Annotated in this window: 22 protein-coding genes; 12 read left to right on the top strand and 10 right to left on the bottom strand. The window is 66.8% G+C overall.

Going from position 1 to position 24,304, the window contains the following annotated elements; genetic code table 11:
- Window position 1: 1 nt before the first annotated feature.
- The 6 genes from narI to AB0876_RS29170 form a co-directional block, all read right to left on the bottom strand.
- Window positions 2-730: a respiratory nitrate reductase subunit gamma gene (narI, locus tag AB0876_RS29195; protein ID WP_491842229.1), complete on the bottom strand. Its 729-nt coding sequence runs from the start codon at window positions 728-730 to the stop codon at window positions 2-4.
- On the bottom strand, window positions 730-1,380 hold the full coding sequence (gene narJ / locus AB0876_RS29190) for a nitrate reductase molybdenum cofactor assembly chaperone (protein WP_526043638.1): 651 nt from the start codon (window positions 1,378-1,380) through the stop codon (window positions 730-732). Before narJ ends, narI begins: the two co-directional genes overlap by 1 nt.
- Complete coding sequence (narH, locus tag AB0876_RS29185; protein WP_064882719.1) at window positions 1,380-3,029, bottom strand: nitrate reductase subunit beta; 1,650 nt, start codon at window positions 3,027-3,029, stop codon at window positions 1,380-1,382. The genes narJ and narH overlap by 1 nt, the downstream gene beginning before the upstream one ends.
- Window positions 3,026-6,712 (bottom strand): nitrate reductase subunit alpha, encoded by a 3,687-nt coding sequence (locus AB0876_RS29180; protein ID WP_526043637.1) that lies wholly within the window; start codon window positions 6,710-6,712, stop codon window positions 3,026-3,028. Before AB0876_RS29180 ends, narH begins: the two co-directional genes overlap by 4 nt.
- Window positions 6,712-7,890, bottom strand: a complete 1,179-nt coding sequence (locus AB0876_RS29175; RefSeq protein ID WP_526043751.1) for a nitrate/nitrite transporter — start codon at window positions 7,888-7,890, stop codon at window positions 6,712-6,714. The genes AB0876_RS29180 and AB0876_RS29175 overlap by 1 nt, the downstream gene beginning before the upstream one ends.
- Before the next feature lie 220 nt (window positions 7,891-8,110).
- Window positions 8,111-8,509 carry a (deoxy)nucleoside triphosphate pyrophosphohydrolase gene (locus tag AB0876_RS29170; protein ID WP_526043636.1) on the bottom strand — a complete coding sequence of 133 codons (399 nt, stop codon included), beginning with the start codon at window positions 8,507-8,509 and terminating at the stop codon, window positions 8,111-8,113.
- Between the two features lie 25 nt (window positions 8,510-8,534).
- Here AB0876_RS29170 and AB0876_RS29165 point away from each other — a divergent pair, with 25 nt between their 5' ends.
- Entirely contained in the window at window positions 8,535-8,828 is a 294-nt protein-coding gene (locus AB0876_RS29165) for a 4a-hydroxytetrahydrobiopterin dehydratase (protein WP_491842224.1), read from the top strand.
- Here the strand turns inward: AB0876_RS29165 and AB0876_RS29160 are convergent.
- Entirely contained in the window at window positions 8,797-10,026 is a 1,230-nt protein-coding gene (locus tag AB0876_RS29160; protein WP_491842223.1) for a mannosyltransferase, read from the bottom strand. The genes AB0876_RS29165 and AB0876_RS29160 overlap by 32 nt on opposite strands.
- 328 nt (window positions 10,027-10,354) lie before the next feature.
- Between AB0876_RS29160 and AB0876_RS29155 the strand changes: the two genes are divergently transcribed.
- Together AB0876_RS29155 and AB0876_RS29150 are read left to right on the top strand one after the other, a co-directional pair.
- The gene (locus AB0876_RS29155) at window positions 10,355-11,011 is read left to right on the top strand and encodes a hypothetical protein (RefSeq protein WP_491842222.1); all 657 of its coding nucleotides are present in this window, start codon (window positions 10,355-10,357) and stop codon (window positions 11,009-11,011) included.
- A 42-nt stretch (window positions 11,012-11,053) separates the two neighbouring features.
- A complete protein-coding gene (locus tag AB0876_RS29150; RefSeq protein ID WP_526043635.1) occupies window positions 11,054-12,124 on the top strand; it encodes an Rv1157c family protein in 1,071 nt (356 codons plus the stop codon).
- Between the two features lie 100 nt (window positions 12,125-12,224).
- On the opposite strand, the gene AB0876_RS29145 is transcribed toward AB0876_RS29150, so the two are convergent.
- Together AB0876_RS29145 and AB0876_RS29140 are read right to left on the bottom strand one after the other, a co-directional pair.
- Complete coding sequence (locus AB0876_RS29145; RefSeq protein WP_003882209.1) at window positions 12,225-12,374, bottom strand: DUF1059 domain-containing protein; 150 nt, start codon at window positions 12,372-12,374, stop codon at window positions 12,225-12,227.
- A 102-nt stretch (window positions 12,375-12,476) separates the two neighbouring features.
- A complete protein-coding gene (locus AB0876_RS29140) occupies window positions 12,477-13,061 on the bottom strand; it encodes an HhH-GPD-type base excision DNA repair protein (RefSeq protein ID WP_491842220.1) in 585 nt (194 codons plus the stop codon).
- A 91-nt stretch (window positions 13,062-13,152) separates the two neighbouring features.
- Here AB0876_RS29140 and AB0876_RS29135 point away from each other — a divergent pair, with 91 nt between their 5' ends.
- The 8 genes from AB0876_RS29135 to AB0876_RS29100 all read left to right on the top strand — a co-directional run bounded on the left by AB0876_RS29135 (window position 13,153) and on the right by AB0876_RS29100 (window position 21,069).
- Window positions 13,153-13,455, top strand: coding sequence for a DUF732 domain-containing protein (locus AB0876_RS29135; RefSeq protein ID WP_491842219.1), 303 nt, complete (start codon window positions 13,153-13,155; stop codon window positions 13,453-13,455).
- A 49-nt stretch (window positions 13,456-13,504) separates the two neighbouring features.
- On the top strand, window positions 13,505-14,704 hold the full coding sequence (locus AB0876_RS29130) for a sensor histidine kinase (protein WP_491842218.1): 1,200 nt from the start codon (window positions 13,505-13,507) through the stop codon (window positions 14,702-14,704).
- Between the two features lie 19 nt (window positions 14,705-14,723).
- A complete protein-coding gene (locus tag AB0876_RS29125) occupies window positions 14,724-15,521 on the top strand; it encodes a LytR/AlgR family response regulator transcription factor (RefSeq protein WP_491842217.1) in 798 nt (265 codons plus the stop codon).
- A 97-nt stretch (window positions 15,522-15,618) separates the two neighbouring features.
- The gene (locus tag AB0876_RS29120; protein WP_491842473.1) at window positions 15,619-15,930 is read left to right on the top strand and encodes a hypothetical protein; all 312 of its coding nucleotides are present in this window, start codon (window positions 15,619-15,621) and stop codon (window positions 15,928-15,930) included.
- A complete protein-coding gene (locus AB0876_RS29115; protein WP_491842216.1) occupies window positions 15,927-17,657 on the top strand; it encodes a sodium/solute symporter in 1,731 nt (576 codons plus the stop codon). The genes AB0876_RS29120 and AB0876_RS29115 overlap by 4 nt, the downstream gene beginning before the upstream one ends.
- Window positions 17,658-17,808: 151 nt before the next feature.
- Entirely contained in the window at window positions 17,809-18,153 is a 345-nt protein-coding gene (locus AB0876_RS29110) for a DUF485 domain-containing protein (protein ID WP_491842215.1), read from the top strand.
- Window positions 18,150-19,781 carry a monocarboxylic acid transporter gene (locus AB0876_RS29105; protein WP_526043634.1) on the top strand — a complete coding sequence of 544 codons (1,632 nt, stop codon included), beginning with the start codon at window positions 18,150-18,152 and terminating at the stop codon, window positions 19,779-19,781. The genes AB0876_RS29110 and AB0876_RS29105 overlap by 4 nt, the downstream gene beginning before the upstream one ends.
- A 109-nt stretch (window positions 19,782-19,890) precedes the next feature.
- Window positions 19,891-21,069, top strand: a complete 1,179-nt coding sequence (locus AB0876_RS29100; RefSeq protein ID WP_491842213.1) for an MFS transporter — start codon at window positions 19,891-19,893, stop codon at window positions 21,067-21,069.
- Between the two features lie 57 nt (window positions 21,070-21,126).
- Here AB0876_RS29100 and AB0876_RS29095 read toward each other — a convergent pair whose 3' ends face one another.
- Window positions 21,127-22,557 (bottom strand): RNA-guided endonuclease TnpB family protein, encoded by a 1,431-nt coding sequence (locus AB0876_RS29095; protein ID WP_526043633.1) that lies wholly within the window; start codon window positions 22,555-22,557, stop codon window positions 21,127-21,129.
- A 292-nt stretch (window positions 22,558-22,849) separates the two neighbouring features.
- Here AB0876_RS29095 and AB0876_RS29090 point away from each other — a divergent pair, with 292 nt between their 5' ends.
- Entirely contained in the window at window positions 22,850-24,181 is a 1,332-nt protein-coding gene (locus tag AB0876_RS29090) for an acyltransferase family protein (protein ID WP_526043632.1), read from the top strand.
- The last annotated feature ends 123 nt before the right edge of the window (window positions 24,182-24,304 follow it).

Here is a 24,304-nt window from a genome sequence, read left to right as displayed (position 1 = left end):
CTCACCAACCCCGACGCTGCGGGCGGGACCCGACCAGTTCACTCTCCTTGGCGACATCGCGGCTGCGGTACACGACGTAGGGCCGGAACAGGTAGCCGATCGGCGCGCTGAAGACGTGAACCAGCCGGGTGAACGGCCACAGGCAGAACAGCACGAGCGCGATCATCACGTGGATGTGGAAGTACACCGGCGCCTGGACCATCAGATCGCCGCGGGGCTGGAAGATCCAGATCGAGCGGAACCACGGCGACACGGTCTCGCGGTAGTCGTGCTCGGCGCCCTCGGGCGTCGCCCCGATCGCCGTACAGGCGAACCCGGCCACCATCGCGGCCACCAGGACCACATACATCGTCTTGTCGTTGACGGTGGTCGCCATGAACACCGGGCCGGTGGCGCGGCGGCGGTAGATCAGCAGGGCGATGCCGACCAGGGCCGCGATGCCCGCGATCCCGCCGAGGATCACCGCCTGCAGGTGATAGATGTGGTCACTCATCACCAGGTCCATCCACGATTCGGGGATGAACAGGCCGATGACGTGTCCGATGAACACCACCAGCATTCCGAAGTGGAACATCGGGCTGGCGATGCGCAACAACCGTGACTCATAGAGCTGGGACGAGCGAGTGGTCCAGCCGAACTTGTCATAGCGGTACCGCCACCAGGTGCCCACGGCCACCATCGCCAAGGTCACATACGGCACCACATCCCAGAAGATCTCCCAGCCCGACATCAGCGCACCTCCTGTACCCGGCGGGGCGGAACGGTCAGCTGAAATGGCTGCAGTCCCACCGATTCCGCCGGCGGTCCCGACATCATCAGACGCGACACGTCATCGACCGACGCCAGCGACGGCAGGGTTCCGGCCACTGCTGCGACAACCGGTGAGTACGGTGATCCTGCGTCGGCCAACGCGCGCGCAACCACACCGATCGGTACCCGGTACTTGGCGAGCAGCCGTCGCCCCGCCTCCGGGTCGACAGTGGCCGCGAATTCCAGCACCACCGGAAGATGGTCGGGCGCCTCGCCTTTCGGGATCTCGACGCCCGCGGCCCGGTAGGTCTGGGTGAATTCGACCATGTCGGCTCCCCGGTTACGGGTATCGCCGGACGTCCAGTACGTCAGCAGCATGGTGCACCGCTTCTGCAGGTCGAAGGTGTCGACGTACTCCTGCTGCAGCTCCATGGTGGGGCGCAGGCTCAACCCGACAACGGTTTCGCCGAGCAGCGCCCTGGCGTCACCGGTGACGTGGTCCAGCAGGCGTGCCGCGGCATGCAGCCGGTCGCTATGCCCGTCGTCCGGGTAGGCCAGCATCAGCGACGCCGCCTGCCACACCAGCCGGTCCTGCATCGCGTTGTCGCGGGTTCGGTTGCGACGCTTCATCACCGATCACCACCTGGGAACATCCCGGACGGCACTCCCCTGCCGTCCCAGTTGAGCAGATTGACGCGCGAGGGACGGTCGGCGTTGGCGGCCATGCCGTCGCTGGTCTGCCGGTGTTGCAACGCGTGGAACGTCTCCACCGCCACCGGTACCGGCCCACCGCTGGCCTCGCCGAAAGGACCCGACTCGTACATTCCGGGCCCGCCTTCGAAGGACAGTGAGCAACCGGGCTCCTCCGTCCCAGGTATGCCCTCGGTGCTGTACGCGGTCGGAATGACGTAACGCTCCTCGTATTTCGCGAGCGCCAGTAGCCGGTACATCTCGTACATCTGTTCCTCGGTCATCCCCACCGCGGCCGGGATGTGCGGCTGGGTGTCGCGCCCGAGGTTGATGTCACGCATGTAGGAGCGCATCGCCGCCAGACGGCGCAGCACTCCCTCGACGACCGCGGTGTCTCCCGCGGTGAACAACCCGGCCAGATACTCGATCGGTATGCGTAGCGCCTCCAGGGCCCCGAACAGGTTGCCGACATCCTCGCCGTCGTGCCCGTCGCGGCTGACCGCGTCGACCACCGGCGACAGCGGCGGGATGTACCACACCATCGGAACCGTCCGGAATTCCGGATGCAGCGGCAGCGCAACACCATAGGTGTGGATGAGCTTGTACACCGGGGAGCGTTGAGCGGCTTCGATCCACTCGTCGGAGATGCCTTCGGCACGCGCGCCGGCGATCACCTCGGGATCGGTCGGGTCGAGCAGGATCTGCCGCTGCGCTTCGTAGAGGTCCTTGTCGTCGGGCACCGACGCCGCTTCGAGCACCCGGTCGACGTCGTAGAGCACCAGACCGAGGTAGCGCAACCGGCCCACGCAGGTCTCGGAGCACACCGTGGGCAACCCGACCTCGATCCGCGGGTAGCACAGCGTGCACTTCTCGGCCTTGCCGGTCTTGTGGTTGAAATACACCTTCTTGTAAGGACATCCGGACACACACATGCGCCAGCCGCGGCAACGGTCCTGATCGACCAGCACGATGCCGTCCTCGGAACGCTTGTACATCGCGCCCGACGGGCAAGACGCCACACACGCCGGGTTCAGGCAGTGCTCGCAGATCCGGGGCAGATAGAACATGAAGGTCTGCTCAAGCTCGAGCTTGATCTGCTCGCTGACCTGTTTGAGGACCGGATCCCCTGGCACGATCTCCGGCGACCCGGCCAGGTCGTCGTCCCAGTTCGCCGACCACGACACCTTCATCGGCTTGCCGGTGATCAGGCTGCGTGGCGGCGCGGTCGGGATGTGCTCACCCAGCGGCGCCGAGGTCAGGTTCTCGTAGTCGTAGGTCCACGGCTCGTAATAGTCGTCGATCGACGGCAACTTCGGGTTCGCGAAGATCCTGGCCAGCTTGGCCAGCCGACCGCCGTCACGCAGCCGCAGCCGGCCGCGCCGGTCCAGCTTCCACCCCCCGCGCCACTTCTCCTGATCCTGATAGGTGCGCGGGTAACCCTGCCCGGGACGGGTTTCGACATTGTTGAACCAGACGTACTCGGTGCCGGCCCGGTTCGTCCAGGCCTGTTTGCACGTCACCGAACACGTTTGACACCCGATGCACTTGTCGAGGTTCATCACCATCGCCATCTGGGCCATGACCTTCACTGGTACTTCACCTCCTGCGAGCGGCGGCGGACCACCGTCACTTCGTCACGCTGATTTCCGGTGGGGCCGAGATAGTTCCAGGCGAACGAGTGCTGGGCGTACCCGCCGGCAAGATGGCTGGGCTTGACCAACAGCCGGGTCAGTGAGTTGTGGATACCGCCGCGGGTTCCGGTGGTTTCGCTCAGCGGTACGTCGATGGTCCGTTCCTGGGCGTGGTAGACGTACACCACCCCTTCGGGCATGCGGTGGCTGACCACGGCGCGGCAGACCAGCACCCCGTTGCGGTTCACCGCCTCGATCCAATCGTTGTCCTTCACTTCGATCTTCGCGGCGTCCAACGGGCTCATCCACATGGTGGGGCCGCCACGCGACAGCGACAGCATGAACAGGTTGTCCTGGTATTCCGAGTGGATCGACCACTTGGAGTGCGGGGTCAGGTACCGCACAGTGAGCCCGATGCCGTCGCGGCCCAGCTTCGATTCACCGAACAGCCGCGCCATGTCCAACGGTGGCCGGTAGATCGGCAACTGTTCGCCGAGTTCCTCCAACCAGTCGTGGTCGACATAGAAATGCATTCGGCCGGTGAGGGTGTGGAAGGGCTTGAGCTCCTCGATGTTCACCGTGAACGGCGCGTAGCGCCTGCCGCCGGTCTCACTGCCCGACCACTCGGGGCTGGTGATCACCGGGACCGGTCTGGCCTGGGTGTCGGCGTAGGTGATCCGACGTTCCTCGTTGCCGATGGCCAGGTGAATGAGCTTGCGACCGGTGCGTCGTTCGAGTTCCCGGAAGCCTTCCACCGCGAGCCGGCCGTTGGACGTGCCCGACAGCGCAAGGATCACATCGGACATCCGCTCGGCCGTGGTGATCGCCGGACGGCCCTGGCCGGCACCCGAATCCATCACCCCGAACTTCGCGGCGAGTTCGGCCACCTCCTGGTCGGGATGGGTGGTGACGCCCTTGGTGGTCAGGCCCAGGCTCTCGACCAGCGGGCCCAGTGTTGCCCATTTCTCGGCGATCGCCGTGTAGTCGCGCTCGACGACGGCCAGCGGACCCATCGTCTTGCCCGGCACCGGCGTCTCACCGGTGACCCGCCAATCATGTTCGGTGCCACCCGGATACGCCATCGCACCCGGGGTGTCGTGCTGCAGTGTGCCCATCACCACGTCTGTACGGGTACCGAGGTGCCGGGCGGCGAGCGCGCTGAAGGTCCGGGCGATCGCACCGAAAGCCTCGAAATCCGAGCGGGTTTCCCACGGCGGATCGACCGCCGGACTGAAGGCATGGATATACGGGTGCATATCGGTGCTGGACAGGTCGGACTTCTCGTACCAGGTCGCCGCGGGCAGCACCACATCGGAGAGCAGTGTCGTCGACGTCATGCGGAAGTCGATCGACATCAGCAGGTCGAGCTTTCCCTCCGGGACATCCTCGGTCCAGGCGACGTCCTTGGGCCGCAGGTCCTCTCCGGTGGGCTCGGCCTGCACGTTCGAGGTCGTGCCCAGCAGGTGCCGCAGGAAGTACTCGTTGCCCTTGCTGGACGAGCCCAGCAGGTTGGCCCGCCAGACATTGAGCACGCGCGGCCAGTTCACCGGATTGTCCGGGTCGGTGACCGAGAGTTTCAGCTCGCCACTTGCCAACTGCTCGGCGACATATTCCGGCACCTCTCGGCCGGCCGCCTTCGCCTCGTCGACCACGTCCAGACTCGAGCGGTCGAACTGCGGGAAAAACGGTGTCCACCCCATGGCCACCGCCGAGCTCAGTACGTCCATGGTGTGCTTGTCGCGGAACCTTCCCCGCCCGACCGGACTGGATAGAGCGTCGGCACGATAGCCGTCGTAGCGCCACTGGTCGGTATGGGCATACCAGTACGACGTGCCCGCCATCTGCCGCGGTGGGCGCGACCAGTCGGTGCCCATCGCCATCGCGGCCCATCCGGTCACCGGGCGGCATTTCTCCTGACCCACGTAGTGCGCCCAGCCGCCGCCGTTACGGCCCATCGAACCGGTGAGCAGCAACAGCGCCAGTACGGCCCGGTAGGTGGCATCGCCGTGGAACCACTGGCAGATGCCGGCGCCCATGATGATCATCGACCGGCCGCCGGATTCCTCTGCATTGCGGGCGAATTCGCGGGCCACCCGGATGGCCTGGCCCGCCGATACCCCGGTGATCTGCTCCTGCCAGGCCGGGGTGTACGGCTGGGTGGCGTCGTCGTATCCGGTGGGCCACTCACCGGGCAGTCCGGGCCGATGCACGCCGTACTGGGCCAGCATAAGGTCGAACACCGTGCACACCAGGTGCTCACCGACCCGTCGGACCGGCACCCCGCGCTGCATGGTCGCGCCGCTGCCGTCGACGGTGTCGAAACGCGGCAACGTGATCTCGGCGGTCTCGAAGATGTCCCCCGACACCGTCAGCGCGGGAACCAGGTCCTCCAGATCGAGATTCCACTTGCCGACACCATCGGCGCCGTACCGGAACCCGAGCGAGCCCTGCGGGACCGCGACACTGTTGCTCGCACCGTCGAGCAGCACCGGCTTGAACGCCGCGTTCTCCTGCTCCGCGGTCGGGCCGCCGAGATCTGCTGCGGTGAGGTTCTTCCCGGGAACAAGCACACCGTCGCGCTCTTCGAGCTTGACCAGGAACGGCAGATCGGTGAACTTGCGGACGTAGTCGACGAAATAGGGAATCCGGTTCTGCACAAAGCATTCGTCGAGGATGACGTGGCCCATCGCCATTGCCAGCGCCCCGTCGGTGCCCGCCGCGCACGGCATCCACTCGTCGGCGAACTTGGTGTTGTCGGCGTAATCCGGGCTGACCGTCACCACTTTGGTTCCGCGGTAGCGGACCTCGGCCATCCAGTGCGCATCGGGCGTACGCGTCACCGGGACGTTCGAGCCCCACATCATCAGATACGACGCGTCCCACCAATCGCCCGACTCCGGCACATCGGTCTGATCGCCGAACACCTGCGGGGAGGCCACCGGCAGATCGGCGTACCAGTCGTAGAACGACGTCATCACCCCGCCGATGAGCTCCACGAACCGGGATCCGGCCGCGAACGACACCATCGACATCGCCGGGATCGGCGAGAAACCCGCCACCCGGTCCGGCCCGTAGGTCTTGATCGTGTGCACATGCGCGGCGGCGATCATCTCGGTGGCCTCGGTCCAGCTGACCCGGACCAGGCCGCCTTTACCGCGCGCCCGGTGATACCGCTTGCGGCGTTCCGGATCGCCCTGAATGTCGGCCCAGGCCAGCACCGGATCCTTCAGGCGCGCCTTGGCTTCCCGATACATCTCCACCAGTACGCCACGTGCGTACGGGTACCGCACCCGCGTCGGCGAGTAGGTGTACCAGGAGAACGCCGCACCGCGCGGGCATCCGCGTGGCTCGTACTCGGGTCGGTCCGCCCCCACCGACGGGTAGTCGGTCTCCTGGGTTTCCCAGGTGATGATCCCGTCCTTGACATAAATCTTCCAGGAGCAGGAACCGGTGCAGTTGACCCCGTGGGTGGAGCGCACCACCTTGTCGTGGCTCCACCGGTCGCGGTAGAACACGTCGCCCTGACGGCCCCCCTGGCGTGTGACCGTACGCAGGTCATCGGAGAACTCACCGGCGGTGAAAAACCTCCCACTGCGCTCGAGCAATTCCTCGATCGATCCGCCGACGTGGGGCTTGCTCATCAATGGGCCTCCTTGGCCTGCTGAGGTTCGTGGGCGTGCAGTCGTAGAGCGGTGTAGCCGAACGCCACCAACGCCGTCGCCACCAACAGCACAAGCCCGACGGAGTAGTCGTGATCCACCGCGTCGTACGTAGCGCCCATCACCAGCGGCGGGAAGTAGCCGCCCAAACCACCTGCGGCGGCCACGATTCCGGTGACCGAGCCCACCTCCTTGGCCGGTGAACGCCGCGCCACCCAGGCGAACACGCCGCCGGTACCGATGCCCAGGAAGATCGCCAGGGCGATGAAGGTCGCCGCCGACCACACGTCCGGGGGCGGCTGGAACATCGCGATGAAGGCGAGTACCGCGGTTCCGGCGAAGGACGTGAGCACGACGTACTTGGGCGGTATTCGATCCGAGAGCGCACCGCCGATCGGCCGGGCCAGCACCGCGGCCAGTGCGAAGCCCGCTGTGCGGGAACCTGCTTCGACAGAGGAGAACTCGTACACGTTCTTGATGTAGGTGGGCAGGTAGTTGCTGAATGCGACGAACCCACCGAAGACCACCGCGTACAGGAACGACATCTCCCACGTCACCGGAAGTTTCAGCGCCGACTTGAGCTTCGGCAGCACCGGGTCGGTGTTCGGCTGGAATGCCGGTGAATTGCGCATCACCACAATGCACAACACCGCCGTCAGTGCCAGGGCCGCCGCGATGATGAGATGCGTCGGGAACAGTCCGAACCACCGGACAAATCGCGGCGTGAAGAATGCCGACAGCGCTGTGCCGACCATCCCCATACCGAAGACGCCGGTGGCATATCCGCGCCGGGACGGCTCGTACCAATTGTTGGCGAACGGGATTCCGACCGCGAATATGGTGCCCGCGATTCCCAGGAAGAATCCGCACACCAACAACATCGGATAAGACCGGGCCTCACCCGCCGCCCCGACCGCCAACACCGGCACGATCGAAGCCAGCGTCACCGCGAGGAACATGGTGCGACCGCCGTACCTGTCGGTCAGTGCGCCGACCGCTATGCGCCCGAGCGATCCGACCAGTATCGGCGTGGCGACAAGCATCGAAGCCTGCGTGGCACTGAGCTTCATGTCGCCGGCGTAAGTAGTGGAGAGTGGGCCGATCATGTTCCAGGCCCAGAAATTGATGGCCGAGACCCAGGTGGCCAGCACAAGATTCATGCCCTGCCCTTGGCCCAGGTACGGCGTACTTGCCGTGGTCACCCGAACAGCAAAACATCATGTTCGGCACGGTCGCGTCATTTTCCCGGAAACGTTGCGGGTGGTTTCATGGAAATGTAATCCGCAACATCGGTATGCCGAAATAAATCCCCTTGCGCGGTGACGCTTTATTGCGCGAGCAGACGCGGAAGTACCCGAAATATGGCCGTTTCAGGTACTTTCACGTCTTCTCGGCGGAGAGCGCTGCGGTCAGATCCGCAAGCCAGGCCCGATCGGCGGGTACCCATGGCAGCTCGTCGAGTTCGTCGGCGGTGACCCAGCGCAACGCCCGGTGATCGTGCGGTTGTGGGCTGCCCGCAGTCAGCGTCGCCCGATAGGCGCGCAGGGTCATGCCCGCCTTGAGAGCAACATCCACTCCGAGACGGGCACCGACACTCACCTCGACGCCCAGTTCCTCACGCAATTCGCGCGCGAGCGCGTCGGCGTCGCTCTCGCCGGCGGCCACCTTGCCACCGGGCAGTTCCCACAATCCCGCTAGCTCCGGCGGCCGTTGCCGTTGGGCGACCAACAGCCCGGCCTCGGAGAACAGGGCACCGGCCACGACGATCTGCTCATCCATCGCGCCCGACGGTATACCGTCGGGTATGGCCGTGTTATCGAACGATCAGGTCGACGCCGCACTGCCCGATCTGCCGGGCTGGGAACGCGCGGCGGGCGCCCTGCGCAGGTCCACCAAATTCCCGACGTTCCTCGACGGCATCGACGCGGTGCGCCGCGTCGCCGAATTCGCCGAGGAAAAAGACCATCATCCCGATATCGACATCCGCTGGCGCACCGTCACATTCGCGTTGGTGACGCATTCCGCCGGCGGGATCACCGAGAAGGACATCCAGATGGCAACGGAGATCAACCGGATTCTGGCCGACCAGCCGGGCTAGGCGCGCTGGGCGCAGTCGTCGCGATCCAGGCCAGCGTCGCCAGCGTCGCGACGATGTAGACCAGCCCGGCCCAGGCCAGATACCAGGGCCGACCGATCTCCCAGATCGTCGGCTGGGCGAAGCTGAGCAACCACGGCACGCCGACCAGGGTGAGCGCCAGCCAACCCCAGCCCAGCACCCGCGCGCCCAGCCGGTTCGCCAGCGGCCCGTGCAGCAACCAGATCATCAGCGGAATCAACCAGACCCAGTGGTGCGTCCACGAAATCGGCGAAAGCAGCAACCCGAACAGGCTCACGATCACGATCGCACCCAGCCGGTCGGCGCTGCCGCCGATGGCTCGCCAGGCCAGCACCGCAAGGACCGCGGTGACGGCGATACCGAGCAGTACGGCCGGGCCGTATCCCGCGTCATGGCCGAGGATCCGGGAGATCCCGCCCCGCCAGGACTGGTTGAACGACGTTCCGATGGGTCCGATCCGACTCGCGTCACCGAGAAGTTCGGTGAAGTACCGGCGCGCCTCATCACCGATCACCAGCACTGAGAACGCCACCGTGCCGAAGAACACCACGGCCGAGAACACCGCAGCGCCCCACCGGCGGGCACCGAGGAAATAGAGCCCCGAGACCGCGGGCGTCAGTTTCACCCCGGCGGCCAGGCCGACCAACAGCCCCGACAGCCACCAGCGGTTGCTGTAGACGGCGTAGAGCACCGCCAGCACCAGGACGACATTCACCTGCCCATAGTCGAACGTGCTGCGCAGGGGCTCGGTCCAGATGCCGACTGCCGTCCACAACATCGCGACACGCCGGGGCGCCGGGCCGCCGAGCAACAGCTGACTGATCCGCACCACGCCGTACAGCGCGGCGATGATGCCGACCTGCCAACAGAACGCCACCAGCCCGAAGGGCAGCAGGTGCAGCGGATAGAACACCACCGCGGCGAACGGCGGATAGGTGAAAGGCAGTGGGAAATCCGGTGTCTGGTCCGCGTAGACGTAGTCATAGAGCGCGCCCGCGTGACCGTCGAGCGTGGCGGCGCCACCGACATAGACGTGCAGGTCGACGAAGTTCGCGCCGTTGGGAACGAGATACGTCCAGGCCAGGCGCGCCGCAATGCTGAGGACCAGCAACACAGGCGCCAGACGGTAGAGCCGCGCGGTTGCTGAGACGTGGGTGGCCGGTTCGGTGTTAACGGACACGACTTTAGCGACCCGCCCGGTTCGTCTCGTCGGCGGTTTGTCACGCCAGCGTGGCTCTCGCCGCCGAGAGTCACGCTGGAGTGACGGACGGCCCACGGCCTGGCGCCGATTGTCACGCTGGAGTGGCTCCCGGCGGCGGGCGCCACTCCAGCGTGACAATCCCCGAGGGGGAGGTTCCCGCTCCCGACGCGTCACGCTCAAGGCACTGCGAGATAACGAATTCGGCCGGAGCAGTAACGGTTGAATAACCGCCACACGTGTCACTTGAGTCCCATCAGTAACTCGCTAGTTTTCCCTTCAGACGTGCAAGCAACCGATTGGGAGAACCATGATCTTCACCTGGAAAGCACTTTCCACCAGCATGATCGCGGCCGCCGGCGCAGTCCCGGTCGCGTTGGCCCTGAGCGCCTCAGCGAACGCCGAACCAGTGGCCCCGGCCCCGGTCCCGGCGCCGAACCTGCCGATCGTCAACCAACTCGCCGGCGTGCCGGCCGCCGCGCCGCAACTGCTGCAGGGGGTGAGCCAGGCCCTGACCGGTACCCCTGCCGCGGCACCGGCTCCGGCTCCGGGGGCCACCGCCTCGGTGACGCTGCCGCAGGCACCTACGGCCGTCTCACCGGCCGCCGCCAATGCACCCCTGGGATCGCTGATGCCGGGCTTGCCCACCGCACCGGCCGCGACGCCGGCAGTTCCGGCTGCGACTGCTCCGGTCTCCGGCCCGGCATCCCTGATCCCCTCGGCCGAACTGACCATCCCGCAGGTGCCCGGGATGCCGATCCCCCTGCCTCAAAAGGTGAACATCCCGGGTGATCTGGCCTCGCTGGCTCCGGTTGCCGCTCAGACGGCCCTGCCTGCCGCGGCATCCCCGTTGGCCCCGGCAGCGGCGGCAGCTCCGGCGGTTGCGGCTCCGGCCGCCGCCGCTCCGGCTGCTTTCAACCCGGAGGTCGCGGCACTGGCTCCGCTGCTGACCGCCGGCCTGCCCTGATCTCCGAACTGGTCTGACCGCCCGAAAACGATTGGGAAAGCCATGTCACCGCGTATGTCTCTGAAAACGATGTTCGGCACCGCCGCCGCGATCGGGTCCACCACCCTGTTGCTGTTCAGCAGCGCCGTAGCGAACGCCGATCCGGCACCGCTGCCGATCGACGCGGTACAGGCACCCGGTCTGCCGGCGATGGAGAATCTCAGTCCGATCATCCAGCAGGCCGCAGCCGATCCCGGGGGCGCCGTGCAACTGTTGATGGCGGCCGCGCAGGCGTTCGCTGCCAACAAGTCGGAGTCGGCTGAATCCCGCAATGTCGCCACGGCGGTCAACCATTTCGCGGCCCAGCCCGTCGCCGCACCCGAGCATGTTCCTGCTCTGGGTGCCGGCGGCGACGCTCACCTGCCGATGGGTGTCGACCCGGCCCACGCGGCCGGGCCGGCCCCTGAGGCGCTGCCCGCACCGGCACCCGCTCCAGCGCCCGAGGCCGCGCCCGCTCCCGCTCCGGCACCCGCTGCCCCGGCGGCACAGGCAGCGGCACCGGCTCCTGAAGCTGCGCCCGCGCCCGCGCCGGCTCCGGGGGCAGTCCCGGTCGCGGCCACCATTCCCGCGCCCGCACCTGACGCGGCGCCTGCACCGGCACCCGTACCCGCGCCTGAAGCCGCCCCGGCGGGCGCCCCGGCTCCCGCCCCGGGCTTCGGGCCCGACACGCCGACGACGCAGGACTTCATGTACCCGTCGATCAGCAATGGCTGCCTCAAGGACGGCGGAAACGTTCTGGCGACGGCGATCTCGGTGGCCGGCCCGGCCACGATCCCGCTGCCCGGCCCGAAGGCCGGTCAGACCGCATACGTGTTCACCGCGATCGGTACCCCGGGCCCGGCCGCCGAGCAGAAGCTGCCGCTGAACGCCACGTGGGTGAACCTGACGACCGGCAAGTCCGGCAGTGTGACGCTGCAGCCGCGCTCGGACATCAACCCCGAAGGACCGACCACGCTGACCGCGATCGCCGACACCGGATCGGGCAGCATCATGACGACGGTCTTCGGCCAGGTCACCACCACTGAGAAGCAGTGCCAGTTCATGCCCACCATCGGATCCACGGTGGTGCCCTGACCACACCATATGAATGGGGAAACGAAATTCCCGGTCGCTTGCCTCGTGGCTGGCGACCGGGAATTTTGTCGGGGGCTGTTTTCGGTTGAGTCTGGAGGCCTCAGTAGGCCATGAAGAGGATCATTTCGCGGTCGTACTCACGCCCGGGGTGCTGCTGAGCCAGATGCGCCTGAGCCTTCTCGACCAGGTCGTCCTCATCGGTCCCGCTGATCGCTTCTCCACACGGGCAGTTCAGATGTGTCTTCGCCATATGTTCACCATTGCATAGGTAGTCGAGCTTTCAACCCCGAGTGTGCACCCAGATCGCGATTCCGCCGCGAAACGCGATCTCAGCGCACGCTCGGCGCAGACATCAGCTCTTGGCCTTGGCTTCCTTCGCGGCGGCCTTCATCTGCTTCTTGTAGGTGCGGACCTTCTGCAGCGACCCGGGATCGACCACGTCGGCCACCGACATGAAGCTGCCGGCCGTGCCGTAATCGCCCGCCGCCTCACGCCAGCCCTTCGGCGTCACGCCGTACTGCTTACCCAACAGCGCCAAGAAGATCCGGGCTTTCTGGTCACCGAACCCGGGCAGCTGCTTGAGCCGCCGCAACACCTCTTTGCCGTCGGGGTCGCCGCCGGTCCACAGTGCGGTCACGTCGCCGTCGTACTCGTCGACGATGGCCCGCGCGAGGTCCTGTACCCGCTTGCCCATCGACCCCGGAAACCGGTGAATGGCAGGGGTTTGCGACACCAGTGCGATGAACTCGTCCGGGTTGTAGTCGGCGATCTCGCGGGCGTCGACGCCACCGAGGCGGTCGGCGATCTTCTTGGGTCCGGCGAATGCCGTCTCCATCGGAATCTGCTGATCCAACAACATCCCGACCAAGAGCGCGAACGGGTTGGACTCCAGCAGGGCGTCTGCCTCCGGGTCTTGGACTAGCTGCAGTTTTCCCACGTCGCCAGTCTAGGACTAGCCACGTTTTTGACGTCCGTGTCGGTGGAGTGTGCGAATGTGTACGCGTTAACCGGTGATGTGCCCATAGGAGATGGACATGAGACGCGTCGTTGCACCCTTCTTTGCAGCGGTGATTACCGCGCTTGCCTTGGCCGCCACGGCCAACGCGATCCCCGATCAGGGCACACCGGAGTTCGACAACTACATGCAGGGCCTGGAACGCAACGGCTATCACCTGAATCCCGACACCGCATGGCGCGTTGCTCATCAGGCGTGTCACGGCGGCCTGATGGGATACATCGGTTTGGAAATGTCCGCACAAGGGGTTATCGGCATCGGAGCGCAGGAGCGGGTGATGGACGTGGCCCGAAAGTACACCTGCCCCGTTCAGTAATTGAGCTAGCTGCGGTTTCGCCGCACAGCCATCTAAGGTTGGCCGCACGATGTCCGGCGAAGTGGCAGTCGCGCTGGCCCTGGCGCTGATCCTGGCGGCGGTCGCCGCCGTCGTCGTGGTGCGCACCCGACGGGTGGTGGCCACCCCCACCGAACGCGCCGTGCATGCCGCACTGCACACCGCCGCGCAGGCCGCCCGCGCGTTACGACAAGGCCTGGACACCGAATCCGCCCAGACCGCGGCGCCGTATCTACGCGAGCTGACCGGCACCGCGGGGCTGGCCCTGTTCGACGACGACGCAGCACTGCTGGCCCGCGACCACGACGACGAGTCGATCTGGCAGTCCGGCACCGTCGACGTCTGTGCCGACACCGCCCGCGAGTCGATCAGTGCGGGTCGTCGGGTCCTGCACACCGCGCGGTCGACGGCTGTCGTGGCGCAGCCGCTGCTGACCGAGGGCGGCGAAGTGCTCGGCGCCCTCGTGGTGCTGGCGCCCGCCAGCCCAGGCCCGGGCATGCTCGGCGCAGTCGGCGAGGTGGCGCGCTACGCCGCCAGCCAGCTCGAGCTGGCCGAACTCGACGCGTCACGCGCCCGGCTGGACCGGGCCGAGGTACTGGCGCTGCGGGCCCAGATCAGCCCGCACTTCATCTACAACGCGCTCAACACCATTGCCTCGTTCGTCCGCACCGACCCGGACCGGGCGCGCGAACTGATCCTGGAATTCGCGGATTTCACCCGCTACTCGTTCCGTGCGGCCGGGCAGTACACCACGCTCGCCGACGAGCTGCGCAACATCGACCGCTACCTGACGCTGGAACGGGCCCGGTTCGGCACCAGCCTGCGGGTGCGGCTTCAGGTGGCCCCCGAGGTACTCAACGTCGTCGTGCCGTTCCTGGCGCTGCAGCCGCTGGTGGAAAACGCTGTGCGGCACGGGCTGGCGGGCCAGGGCGGCGGATCGGTGGAGATCATCGCCCGCGACGCGGGCACTGAATGCGTGATCACCGTGGAGGACGACGGTGCCGGCATCGATCCCGACACGCTGCGCGCCGGCCCCGGCGACGCACTGGCCGACCGTACCGGGGAGTCCGCACATGTCGGGCTGACGAATGTGGACCATCGGCTGCGAGCGGCATTCGGCAACGATTACGGTCTTGTGGTCGAGACAGCGGTCGGCGCTGGCACCAAAGTGGTGATGCGCGTGCCGAAGTTCCGTTCAGGGGTCCGAGCCGGCGGAGGTGCGTTCGCATGAGCGAACTCGCGAGCGAATCATGACGCCGAGCACCAAGCTGACCGTACTCGCCGTCGACGACGAGGCACCCGCCCTCGACGAGTTGGCCTACCTCCTGGGCCGGCACCCCGACGTCGGTGAGGTGCATACCGCGTCCGACGCCACCTCGGCACTACGCGAACTCAACCAGCAGGCTTTCGACGCGGTGTTCCTCGACATCAACATGCCCGGCCTGTCGGGCATCGAATTGGCCGGGGTGCTGGCCAATTACGCGAACCGGCCCGCCGTGGTGTTCGTGACCGCCCACGAGGACAAGGCGGTGGCGGCCTTCGATGTCGGCGCCGTCGACTATCTGCTCAAACCGATCCGGCAGAACCGCCTGGACGAAGCCGTGCGCCGGGTCGCGTCCGCCGCGCCGAGGGCCGCGGCCACTGAACCGGCACAGCCCGAGGACCGGGACTGGAACGTGGTTCCCGCCGAACTGGGCGGGATCACCCACCTGGTGCCCCGCGACAGCATCGGCTGGGTCGAGGCCGAAGGTGACTACGCGAGGCTGCACTCGGCCACCGGCGCCCACCTGGTGCGGATCCCGTTGAGCACCTTGGAAACCCGCTGGCGCGACCACGGGTTCCAGCGCATCCACCGGTCGTACCTGGTGTCACTGCGACAGGTCACCGGGCTGCGTACGGCCGAAGGCGCGGTGCTGGTGCGGTTACGCGCCAACGGAACCTCCCCCGCCGTGGAGCTTCCGGTGAGCCGGCGCCAGGCCCGCGAACTGCGGGACCGACTGGTCCGCGATCCGATGCGCTCCCTCAAACCGGCGGGCAGCGATGAGTGAGCGACCTGGGTCCTCTGGACGGCCCGCCGCCGGACCCAATGGGCGGCCCGCCGCCGGACGCCAACGCGTCGTGCTGGCCCACCGCCGCGGTACCCGCATGGTGCGCACCCGCATCGAGGTGGCCGAGCAGACCCAGGTGGGCGACGCACTCGTGCGTGGCCTGGTGCGCACCCAATTGGGGCTCGCCTTGCGGCTCGCCGCCGTAGTGGTCACGGTCGTGGTGGCACTGGTACTACTCAATTCCGCCGTACCGGAGTTCGCCGCGCTCACCGTACTCGGCATCCGGCTCAACTGGCTGATCCTGGCCGGACTGCTCTACCCGCTGCTGTACGGGGTCGGACGACTCTATGTGCGTCTGGCCGAACAGGGCGAACGGGATTTCGTCCGGGTCGTCGACAGCGAACCATGACCGGGGCACCGCTGACCGCCGCCGCCCTGCTGGCCTCCGTGGTCGCCACCATCGCCATCGGCGCGTACGGAGTCCGGTTGTCGCGCACCACCTCCGACTTCCTGGTGGCCTCACGCAGCGTCGGCCCGCAGTGGAATGCCGCCGCGATCTCCGGCGAATATCTCTCCGCTGCCTCATTTCTCGGGGTGGCCGGGTTGATCGCGAAGTACGGTGCCGACGCACTGTGGTACCCGGTCGGTTTCACCGCGGGTTATCTGGGTGTGCTGTTGTTCGTGGCCGCTCCGCTGCGACGTTCGGGGGCCTACACCGTCCCCGACTTCGCCGAGTTCCGGCTCGGCTCGGCCCGCCTGCGCAAGGTGGCCATGCTCGTTGTCGTGGTGATCTGCCTGTTCTATCTGGCCCCGCAGTATCAGGGGGCCGGGCTCGCCCTGAAAACACTTCTGGGCGTTCCGGTCTGGATCGGTCCGCTGCTGGTCGCCGCGATCGTCATCACCAATGTGGTGGCCGGGGGCATGCGGTCGATCACGTTCGTGCAGGCCTTTCAATACTGGCTCAAGCTCACCGCCATCGCAGTCCCCGCCCTGGCACTACTCGGGCTGTTCATCGGCGACCGCGGCGAATTGGGCGGCCCGCTGCCGCCCACTGTGCAACAGCAGACCACCGTGCAGATCGAGACCGCAGTGGTGGTCCAGGTGATCGAACCTGCCGGCATCACCGTGTCCGGCGATCTGGACGGCCGTCATGTCGACTCCGCGAGGATCACCGCGCCCGGGCAACATACTCTCGGCGCGGGCACCACGCTCACGCTCGCCGCCGGCGCGGCGACGCCCGTGGTGGCCGGCACGCCGGGCACCGGCGGTGAGTGGATCGCCTCGGGCGGGGGTCTGGGCGGCGGACATCCGCTCTATCAGGTGTTGTCCATCATCGTCGCCACGTTCTTGGGCACGATGGGACTGCCGCATGTGCTGGTCCGCTTCTACACCAACCCCGACGGGCGGGCCGCCCGCCGTACCGCGCTGGCGGTGGTGGCCTTGCTGTCGGTGTTCTACTTCTTCCCGATCCTGCTCGGCGTGTTTTCCCGGCTGTACGTCCCGCAGCTGCTCATCACCGGAACTGCCGATGCTGCAGTACTTTTGGCCCCGGGTGCGGCCGTCGGCGGTATCGGCGGCCAACTGCTGGCCGCCCTGGTGGCCGCGGGTGCCATCGCGGCATTCCTGGCCACCTCCTCGGGCCTGCTGATCAGCGTCGCCGGCGCCCTGGCCACCGATGTGCTGCGCGGCCGGGTGCGCGACTTCCGGATCGCCGCGGTAATCGGTGGGCTGATCCCGATCCCGTTGTCGCTGATGGTGTCCGGACTCGAGTTGTCGCGCAGCGTCGGCCTGGCCTTCGCGGTCGCAGCGTCCACCCTCTGTCCGTTGCTGGTGCTCGGCATCTGGTGGCGCGGCCTGACGGCGATCGGCGCGGCGTGCGGGCTCGTGGTGGGCGGGTGTGTGTGCGGCGGCGCGGTGCTCGTGGCGATCAGTGGTGGTATCGATGACGACGTACTCGGCGGATGGCCCGCGGTGATGGTGGGCTACCCAGCCGCGGTCAGCGTGCCGATCGCGTTCCTCACCATGATCGTCGTCAGCCTGCTCACCCGGCCCACTCCCGGCGTCGCGCAGATCTTCGCGCGTATGCATGTGCCGGAGCGCCTCGGCCTCGGCGTCGAGCGCGTCCCCGCGGGTTGATCCCGCCTGCCGCTCAGCCCCGACGACCGACCGCTCGGCGCAGCGATGACCGAATTCGGCGTATCGCCCCCGATACCCCACCCATGTGACCCAGCTCTCAATTAGGTTCAGGCGCTATCCGCTCTCACAGCCAATTGTCAGGAGTCCTCGGGTGACCGAAACCGACCTTCCCGAGAGGGCTGCCCCCACCGGGGAACAGTTCCTCGCCATGCAGGCCAGTCCTGAGTTCCAGGAGCTGCGTACCCGCCTGCGCCGCTTCGTCTTTCCGATGACCGCGTTCTTCCTGGTCTGGTATGGCCTCTACGTCGCTCTCGGCGCGTTCGCCCACGACTTCATGGCCATCCGGGTGTTCGGCAACGTCAACGTCGGCCTGCTGATCGGGCTGGGCCAGTTCCTCACCACGTTCCTCATCACCGGGCTGTACGTCCGCTTCGCCAACAAGGAGCTCGACCCGCGGGCCACCGCCATCCGCGAAGAACTGGAAGGCACCCGATGACAGTCACAACGCTCGCCGCCGAGACCGTCGGCAACCCGGTCGCCAACATCGGCATCTTCAGCCTCTTCGTCGTCGTCACGATGATCGTCGTGATCAAGGCCAGCAAGCGCAACGCCACCGCCGACGAGTTCTTCACCGGCGGCCGCGGCTTCTCCGGCCCGCAGAACGGCATCGCCATCGCCGGCGACTACCTGTCGGCGGCCAGCTTCCTCGGCATCGCCGGCGCCATCGCCGTCTACGGCTACGACGGCTTCCTCTACTCGATCGGTTTCCTGGTGGCCTGGCTGGTCGCCCTGCTGCTGGTGGCCGAATTACTGCGCAACACCGGCAAATTCACCATGGCCGACGTGCTGAGCTTCCGGCTCAAGCAGCGCCCGGTGCGGCTGGCCGCGGCCATCTCCACACTGACGGTGTCGCTCTTCTACCTGCTGGCCCAGATGGCCGGGGCGGGCGGACTGGTCGCCCTGCTGCTCGACGTCAACAGCCGGACCGGACAATCGATCGTGATCGCCGTCGTCGGCATCCTGATGATCGTCTACGTTCTGGTCGGCGGCATGAAGGGCACCACCTGGGTGCAGATCATCAAGGCGGTTCTGCTGATCGCCGGCGCCGCCCTGATGACCGTGATGGTGCTGAGCAAGTTCGGGCTGAACTTCTCCGAGATCCTCGGCTCGGCCCAGTCTGCCATCTCCGGGGCCACCACCAAGGGCGTGTCCAGCCGCGACGTGCTGGCCCCGGGCGCGCAGTACGGCGGATCGCTCACTTCGCAGATCAACTTCATCTCGCTGGCGCTCGCGCTGGTGCTCGGCACGGCGGGACTGCCGCACGTGCTGATGCGCTTCTACACCGTGCCGACCGCGAAAGAGGCTCGGCGGTCGGTGGTCTGGGCGATCGCGCTGATCGGCGCCTTCTACCTGTTCACCTTGGTGCTCGGCTACGGGGCGGCCGCACTGGTCGGCCCGGACCGGATCCTCGGGGCGGCCGGTGGCGTGAACTCCGCCGCCCCGCTACTGGCCTTCGAACTCGGCGGGGTGATCCTGCTCGGGGTCATCTCGGCGGTGGCGTTCGCGACGATCCTCGCCGTCGTGGCCGGCCTGACCATCACGGCGTCGGCGTCGTTCGCGCACGACATCTATGCCTCGGTTCTCAAGTCCCACAAGGTGACCGAGGACGAGCAGGTGCGGGTCTCGCGTATCACCGCGGTCGTGCTGGGTGTGTTCGCGATCGGGCTGGGCATCCTGGCCAACGGCCAGAACGTGGCGTTCCTGGTCGCCCTGGCATTCGCCGTGGCGGCCGCGGCCAACCTGCCGACGATCGTGTACTCGCTGTACTGGAAGCGGTTCAACACCCGCGGTGCCCTGTGGAGCATGTACGGCGGCCTGATCTCGACCATCGTGCTGATCGTGTTCTCCCCCGCCGTATCAGGTTCGAAGACCGCCATGATCCCCGGCGCGGACTTCGATTTCTTCCCGCTGGCCAACCCGGGCATCGTGTCCATCCCGCTGGCATTCGCGCTCGGCATCATCGGCACGCTCACGTCGCCCGACACCGGCGACCCCGAGCTCAATGCCGAGATGGAAGTCCGGTCGCTGACCGGTGTCGGCGCCGAGAAGGCGGTCGCGCACTAACGCCACCCAATCCCCGAAATGGCATTCCGGCAGCGAAAGTGCGAGTAGCACGCTGCCGGAATGCCATTTCGGCGGAATAACGACTGGAATCGCACGGCTACCATTCAGCGTGCGCCGCTTCTCCTTTCCTCTCCTCGCCTACGCGTTCGCCGCGATCATGGTGGGCACCACGCTGCCCACCCCGATGTATGCGCTCTACGCCGACCGCATGCATTTCGCGGTGCTGACCACGACGGTCATCTATGCCACGTACGCCTGCGGTGTGCTGTTCGCGCTGCTCGCGTTCGGCCGCTGGTCGGATGCCGTGGGACGGCGGCCGATGCTGCTCGCCGGTGTGGCGGCGGCCCTGGCCAGTGCCGTGGTGTTCCTGTTCGCCGATTCGGTGCCGCTGCTGCTGATCGGCCGGGTGCTGTCCGGTCTGTCGGCGGGTCTCTTCACCGGAACCGCCACGGCGGCCGTCATCGAGGCCGCCCCGCAGGCCTGGAAATCCAGGGCCGCGGCGGTGGCCACGGTGGCCAACATCGGCGGCTTGGGTGCCGGCCCGCTGCTGGCCGGTCTACTGGTGCAGTACGCACCGCAACCCCTTCACCTGCCGTTCCTGATTCACATCGGCCTCGCCCTCCTGGCCGGGATCGCGGTGTTCGTTGTGCCGGAGACGTCGGCGCGCGTCGGCAGGATCGGGTTGCAGCGACTGTCCGTGCCCACCGAGGTGCGGACCGTCTTCGTCATCGCCGCACTGGCCGCCTTCGCCGGATTCGCGGTGACCGGACTGTTCACCGCGGTCGCGCCGTCGTTCCTGTCGAACGTCATCGGTATCAGCAACCACGCGGTGGCGGGCGCGATCGCCTGCTCCATCTTCGCGGCCTCGGCCCTGACCCAGGTAGCAGCGAATCGAATGGGCGCCGAGCGGGCGGTGGCGGTCGGGTGCGGACTGCTGATCGTCGGCATGATGATTCTGACTGCAGCACTGTATTTTTCCTCGCTGCCCGGTCTGATCGCCGCTGCGGTGGTATCCGGCATCGGCCAGGGCATGAGCTTCAGCCGGGGCCTGGCCGCGGTCGTCGAGCGCGCCCCGGCCCAGCGTCGCGCCGAGGTCAGCTCCACGTACTTCGTCGTCGCCTATGTCGCGATCTCGCTTCCGGTGATCGGCGAGGGACTGGCCGCTCAATCACTGGGCCTGCGGACCGCCGGCATCACTTTCGCGATCACCGTCGCGGTGCTGGCCGCGATCTGTCTGACCGCGATCCTGTTCGCGGAGGCCAGGACGAAGTTGAGTGCTTCTACCTAAAGCATGTCGAACAACTCGGATGAGTGTTCGGCACCGCCCTTCTCGGGCGTCTTCGGTTCAGGCCGCTGGTGCGGTGTGAACGTCGGTTCCCGCGTCATCCGGGCTGGTTTCACCAACACGGGGGTGTTGGCCAGAGCCGTCCCGTCGGCGGGCATTGGTGGCCCGGCCTCCTGCTTGGGGGTCCGGGGATCGATGAAGCTCATCGTGGTGGGCGTGGGCCCAGCGGGCCAGATTCGTCGCTGCGTTGGTGTCTCTGTCGGCGGTATGTCCGCAGTCACAGGTGAACACCCGATCGGCCAGCGTCATCTCGGTGTTGACCGCGCGGCATTGCGGGCACAGCCGGGTTGACGGATACCAGCGGTCGGCCTCGATGAGTTGGCCGCCGCGCCACACCTGCTTGTAGGTGAGCAGGCGGGCGAACTCCGACCAGCCCGCATCCGAGATAGCCCGAGCCAGCCGGTGATTGGCCAGCATTCCCGCCACGTTCAGGTCCTCGATGACGATCCGGTCGTGGGTCTTGACCAGCTCGCCCGTCACTTGGTGCAGGAAATGGCGGCGCACATTGGCGACACGGTGATGATGCCGACCCAACCGAGCGGCGACATCCATGCGGTTGTGTGATCCTTTCTTCTTGCGCGACAACGATTTGGCCAGCCGTCGCTGCTGTTTGAGCCCCACGGCCAGCGCCCTGGGTGCATCGCTGATGCGGGCGACTTCGGCGCCGTCGATGGTGGCGGCGACCAGGAACGCCGATAGGCCACGGTCCACACCTACCCAACGGCCGGCGTGGTCGGTGCGAGCCGGGTGCCGGCGAAGTGGATGCAAGTCGGCGGCCTCGATATTCAGCGAGCACCACCATCGGCCGCCGTGATGACTGATGGTGGCGAACAGGATTCTCGCCCGGTTCCTGGCGATCATCCGCCGTAGGTGGCGGGTGTCATCGCGCACTGCGACCTGCCCGATGCCGGGCAGTGTGACCGAGCGGGGGCGATTGTCGTCACCGACACGGATCGACGCCGGTCTGCCTTTGCGATGGTGGTTGCGCAGCCGAAACGAGGCCGCAGCGCCGGATTTCTTCTTGAACCGCGGGAATCCGACTCGCCTGCCTTTGCGCTTTCCGGAACGCAAGTCTGACCAGGCTTTGAGGCCCTTGCCCAGATCGACGGCGGCTTCCTCGAACACCTGCTGACACACCTCACGCCGCCAGGACAGACCTGTCACCACTACCTCGGCGTCGCCGTGGGCATCGACGGCAAGGACCCGGCCGGCGGCCTCGGTCTTCTTCCACGAGTTGAACGCGTTGATCAGATCAAAACCGGTCCACGGCACCTCTAAGGCCGGATCAGTGCGACGTTGTGTGAGCGCAGTTTTCACCATTCGCAAACATTGGTTGAACGCGAACCGCGACGCCCCGCTATGGCGGGCCAGCACCTCGTACTGCTCGACCGTGGGATCGAGACAGAACCGGAATGTGGTGTGTCGCGCCATCGCTGATCAACATCTCACGCACCACCGACAAGCGCGCTTGCCAGCAACAACGTCGACGTGGTCTCCGCGCCCACACCCGGCCACGGCTTCATCGTCCAGCCTCGACGCTGGGGGTCGAACAAACCAACGGTTTCGACCTATCACTGCCGCCGCAATGACCTCCACCAGGAAACGACCCGTGGCCGACCACGAATGCTTCGTCCACCTCAACCAAATCACCCTGCTAATTCAGCGAAGAATCCCGTATTTCTACCTAGGGACTACGCAGCCGCGGGGCCATAGCGTTCTAGCCATGACCGTTGCTGCTGACACAGCTGCCAAGAAAGCCCCCGCGAAAGCCGGGCTGTTCCCCTCGCCCGCCGAGGTCGAGGCGCAGACCCCGCCCGACCGGGACCGCGCCATCGACGTCATCCGGATCGTGTCCCTGGTCGGTGTGGTGTTCGGCCACACGATCATGGCGACCAGCACAATCCGCGACGACGTGTTCATCTGGAGCAACCTGCTCACCGCGTCCGTCGTGTTTCAGGCGCTGACCTGGGTGTTCCAGATCATGCCGTTGTTCTTCTTCGCCGGTGTGGCCGCTTCCGTGCAGTCCTGGAAGCCCGGCTCGTCCTGGGGCGGATGGCTGTTGCGACGCTGCACCCGGCTGTACCGGCCGGTGTTCTACTACCTGGCTTTCTGGACCGCGGCCCTGGCGGTGCTGCGGTTCGTGCTTCCGGAGCACGTCTACGAGCCCGTCGCCGGGATCTCCATCCAGCTGCTGTGGTTCCTGGGCGCCTATGTCCTGGTGTTGGCGGCCGTACCGCTGCTGGCCCGTATCAACACCACCGGACAGATGGCGGCGGCGGTGATCGGCACGTACGCGTTCATCGCCGTCATCGACTTTGTCCGGATTAACGTGGACCAAGCCGGCTACGCCACACTGGGCTATCTCAACACCGTGGTGTGGTTGATCCCCGGCGTGTTCGGTGTGGCCTACCGCCGCCACCTGCTGTCCAGCGGCGCCGCACTGAAGATCGGGATCGGCATGCTCGGTGTGAACCTGGCACTGCTGTACTTCGGCCCCTACGAGCTGAGCCTGGTCGGCATCGAGACCCAGCACCTGAAGAACATGACGCCGCCGTCGCTGCTGCTGGCCGGCCACGCAATCATGATGTGCGCGTTCGCGATTGCCGCCGCTCCCGCCATCAACCGGTGGGCTCAGCGGCCGCGGGTGTGGTGGCTGACCGCGATCGGCAACTCCGGAGCGATGACGCTGTACCTGTGGCACATGCCGCTGCTGCTGGGCCTGCACCTGGTGTTCGACTACCTCGGCGCCGACCGCATCGACCCGTCCGCCCCCGGCTTCATCGCGCTGTCGGTGCTGCAGTTGGCCGTGATGGCCGGACTGGTCGCGGTCGCCTTCGTCGCGCTGCGACCGCTGGAGAATTCGCCGCTGCCACTGTGGGACGGTGGCGCGGTGGCCGACACCGGTATCCGCAGCGCCGCGGTGGGTCTGCTGCTGTGCCTGGCCGGTGCGGCGACGCTGACCTCGGTCGCCTGGGGCCTGAAGGATCAGGGCGTGTACTGCGTGGCAGTCATGCTGGCCGCCCTCGTCGTGGCCCGGGCGCTGGCCCGCGACTGACTTCAACGCGGCGGATTGCTGCTCGATAGTGGCTGTTGCATTTTCTGTGCGGCTGATGATTCCCCTGGCATGTCGTTGGATGTGGCAGGGGATTTGTCGTGTCTGGTGGTGCTCTAGGTGGCC

It is taken from the genome of Mycobacterium sp. NPDC049093 (assembly GCF_040704635.1).
Taxonomy (GTDB): Bacteria; Actinomycetota; Actinomycetes; order Mycobacteriales; family Mycobacteriaceae; genus Mycobacterium.
Note: the sequence above shows the minus strand (reverse complement) of the source record. Positions and strands in the feature narration are given on the sequence as shown.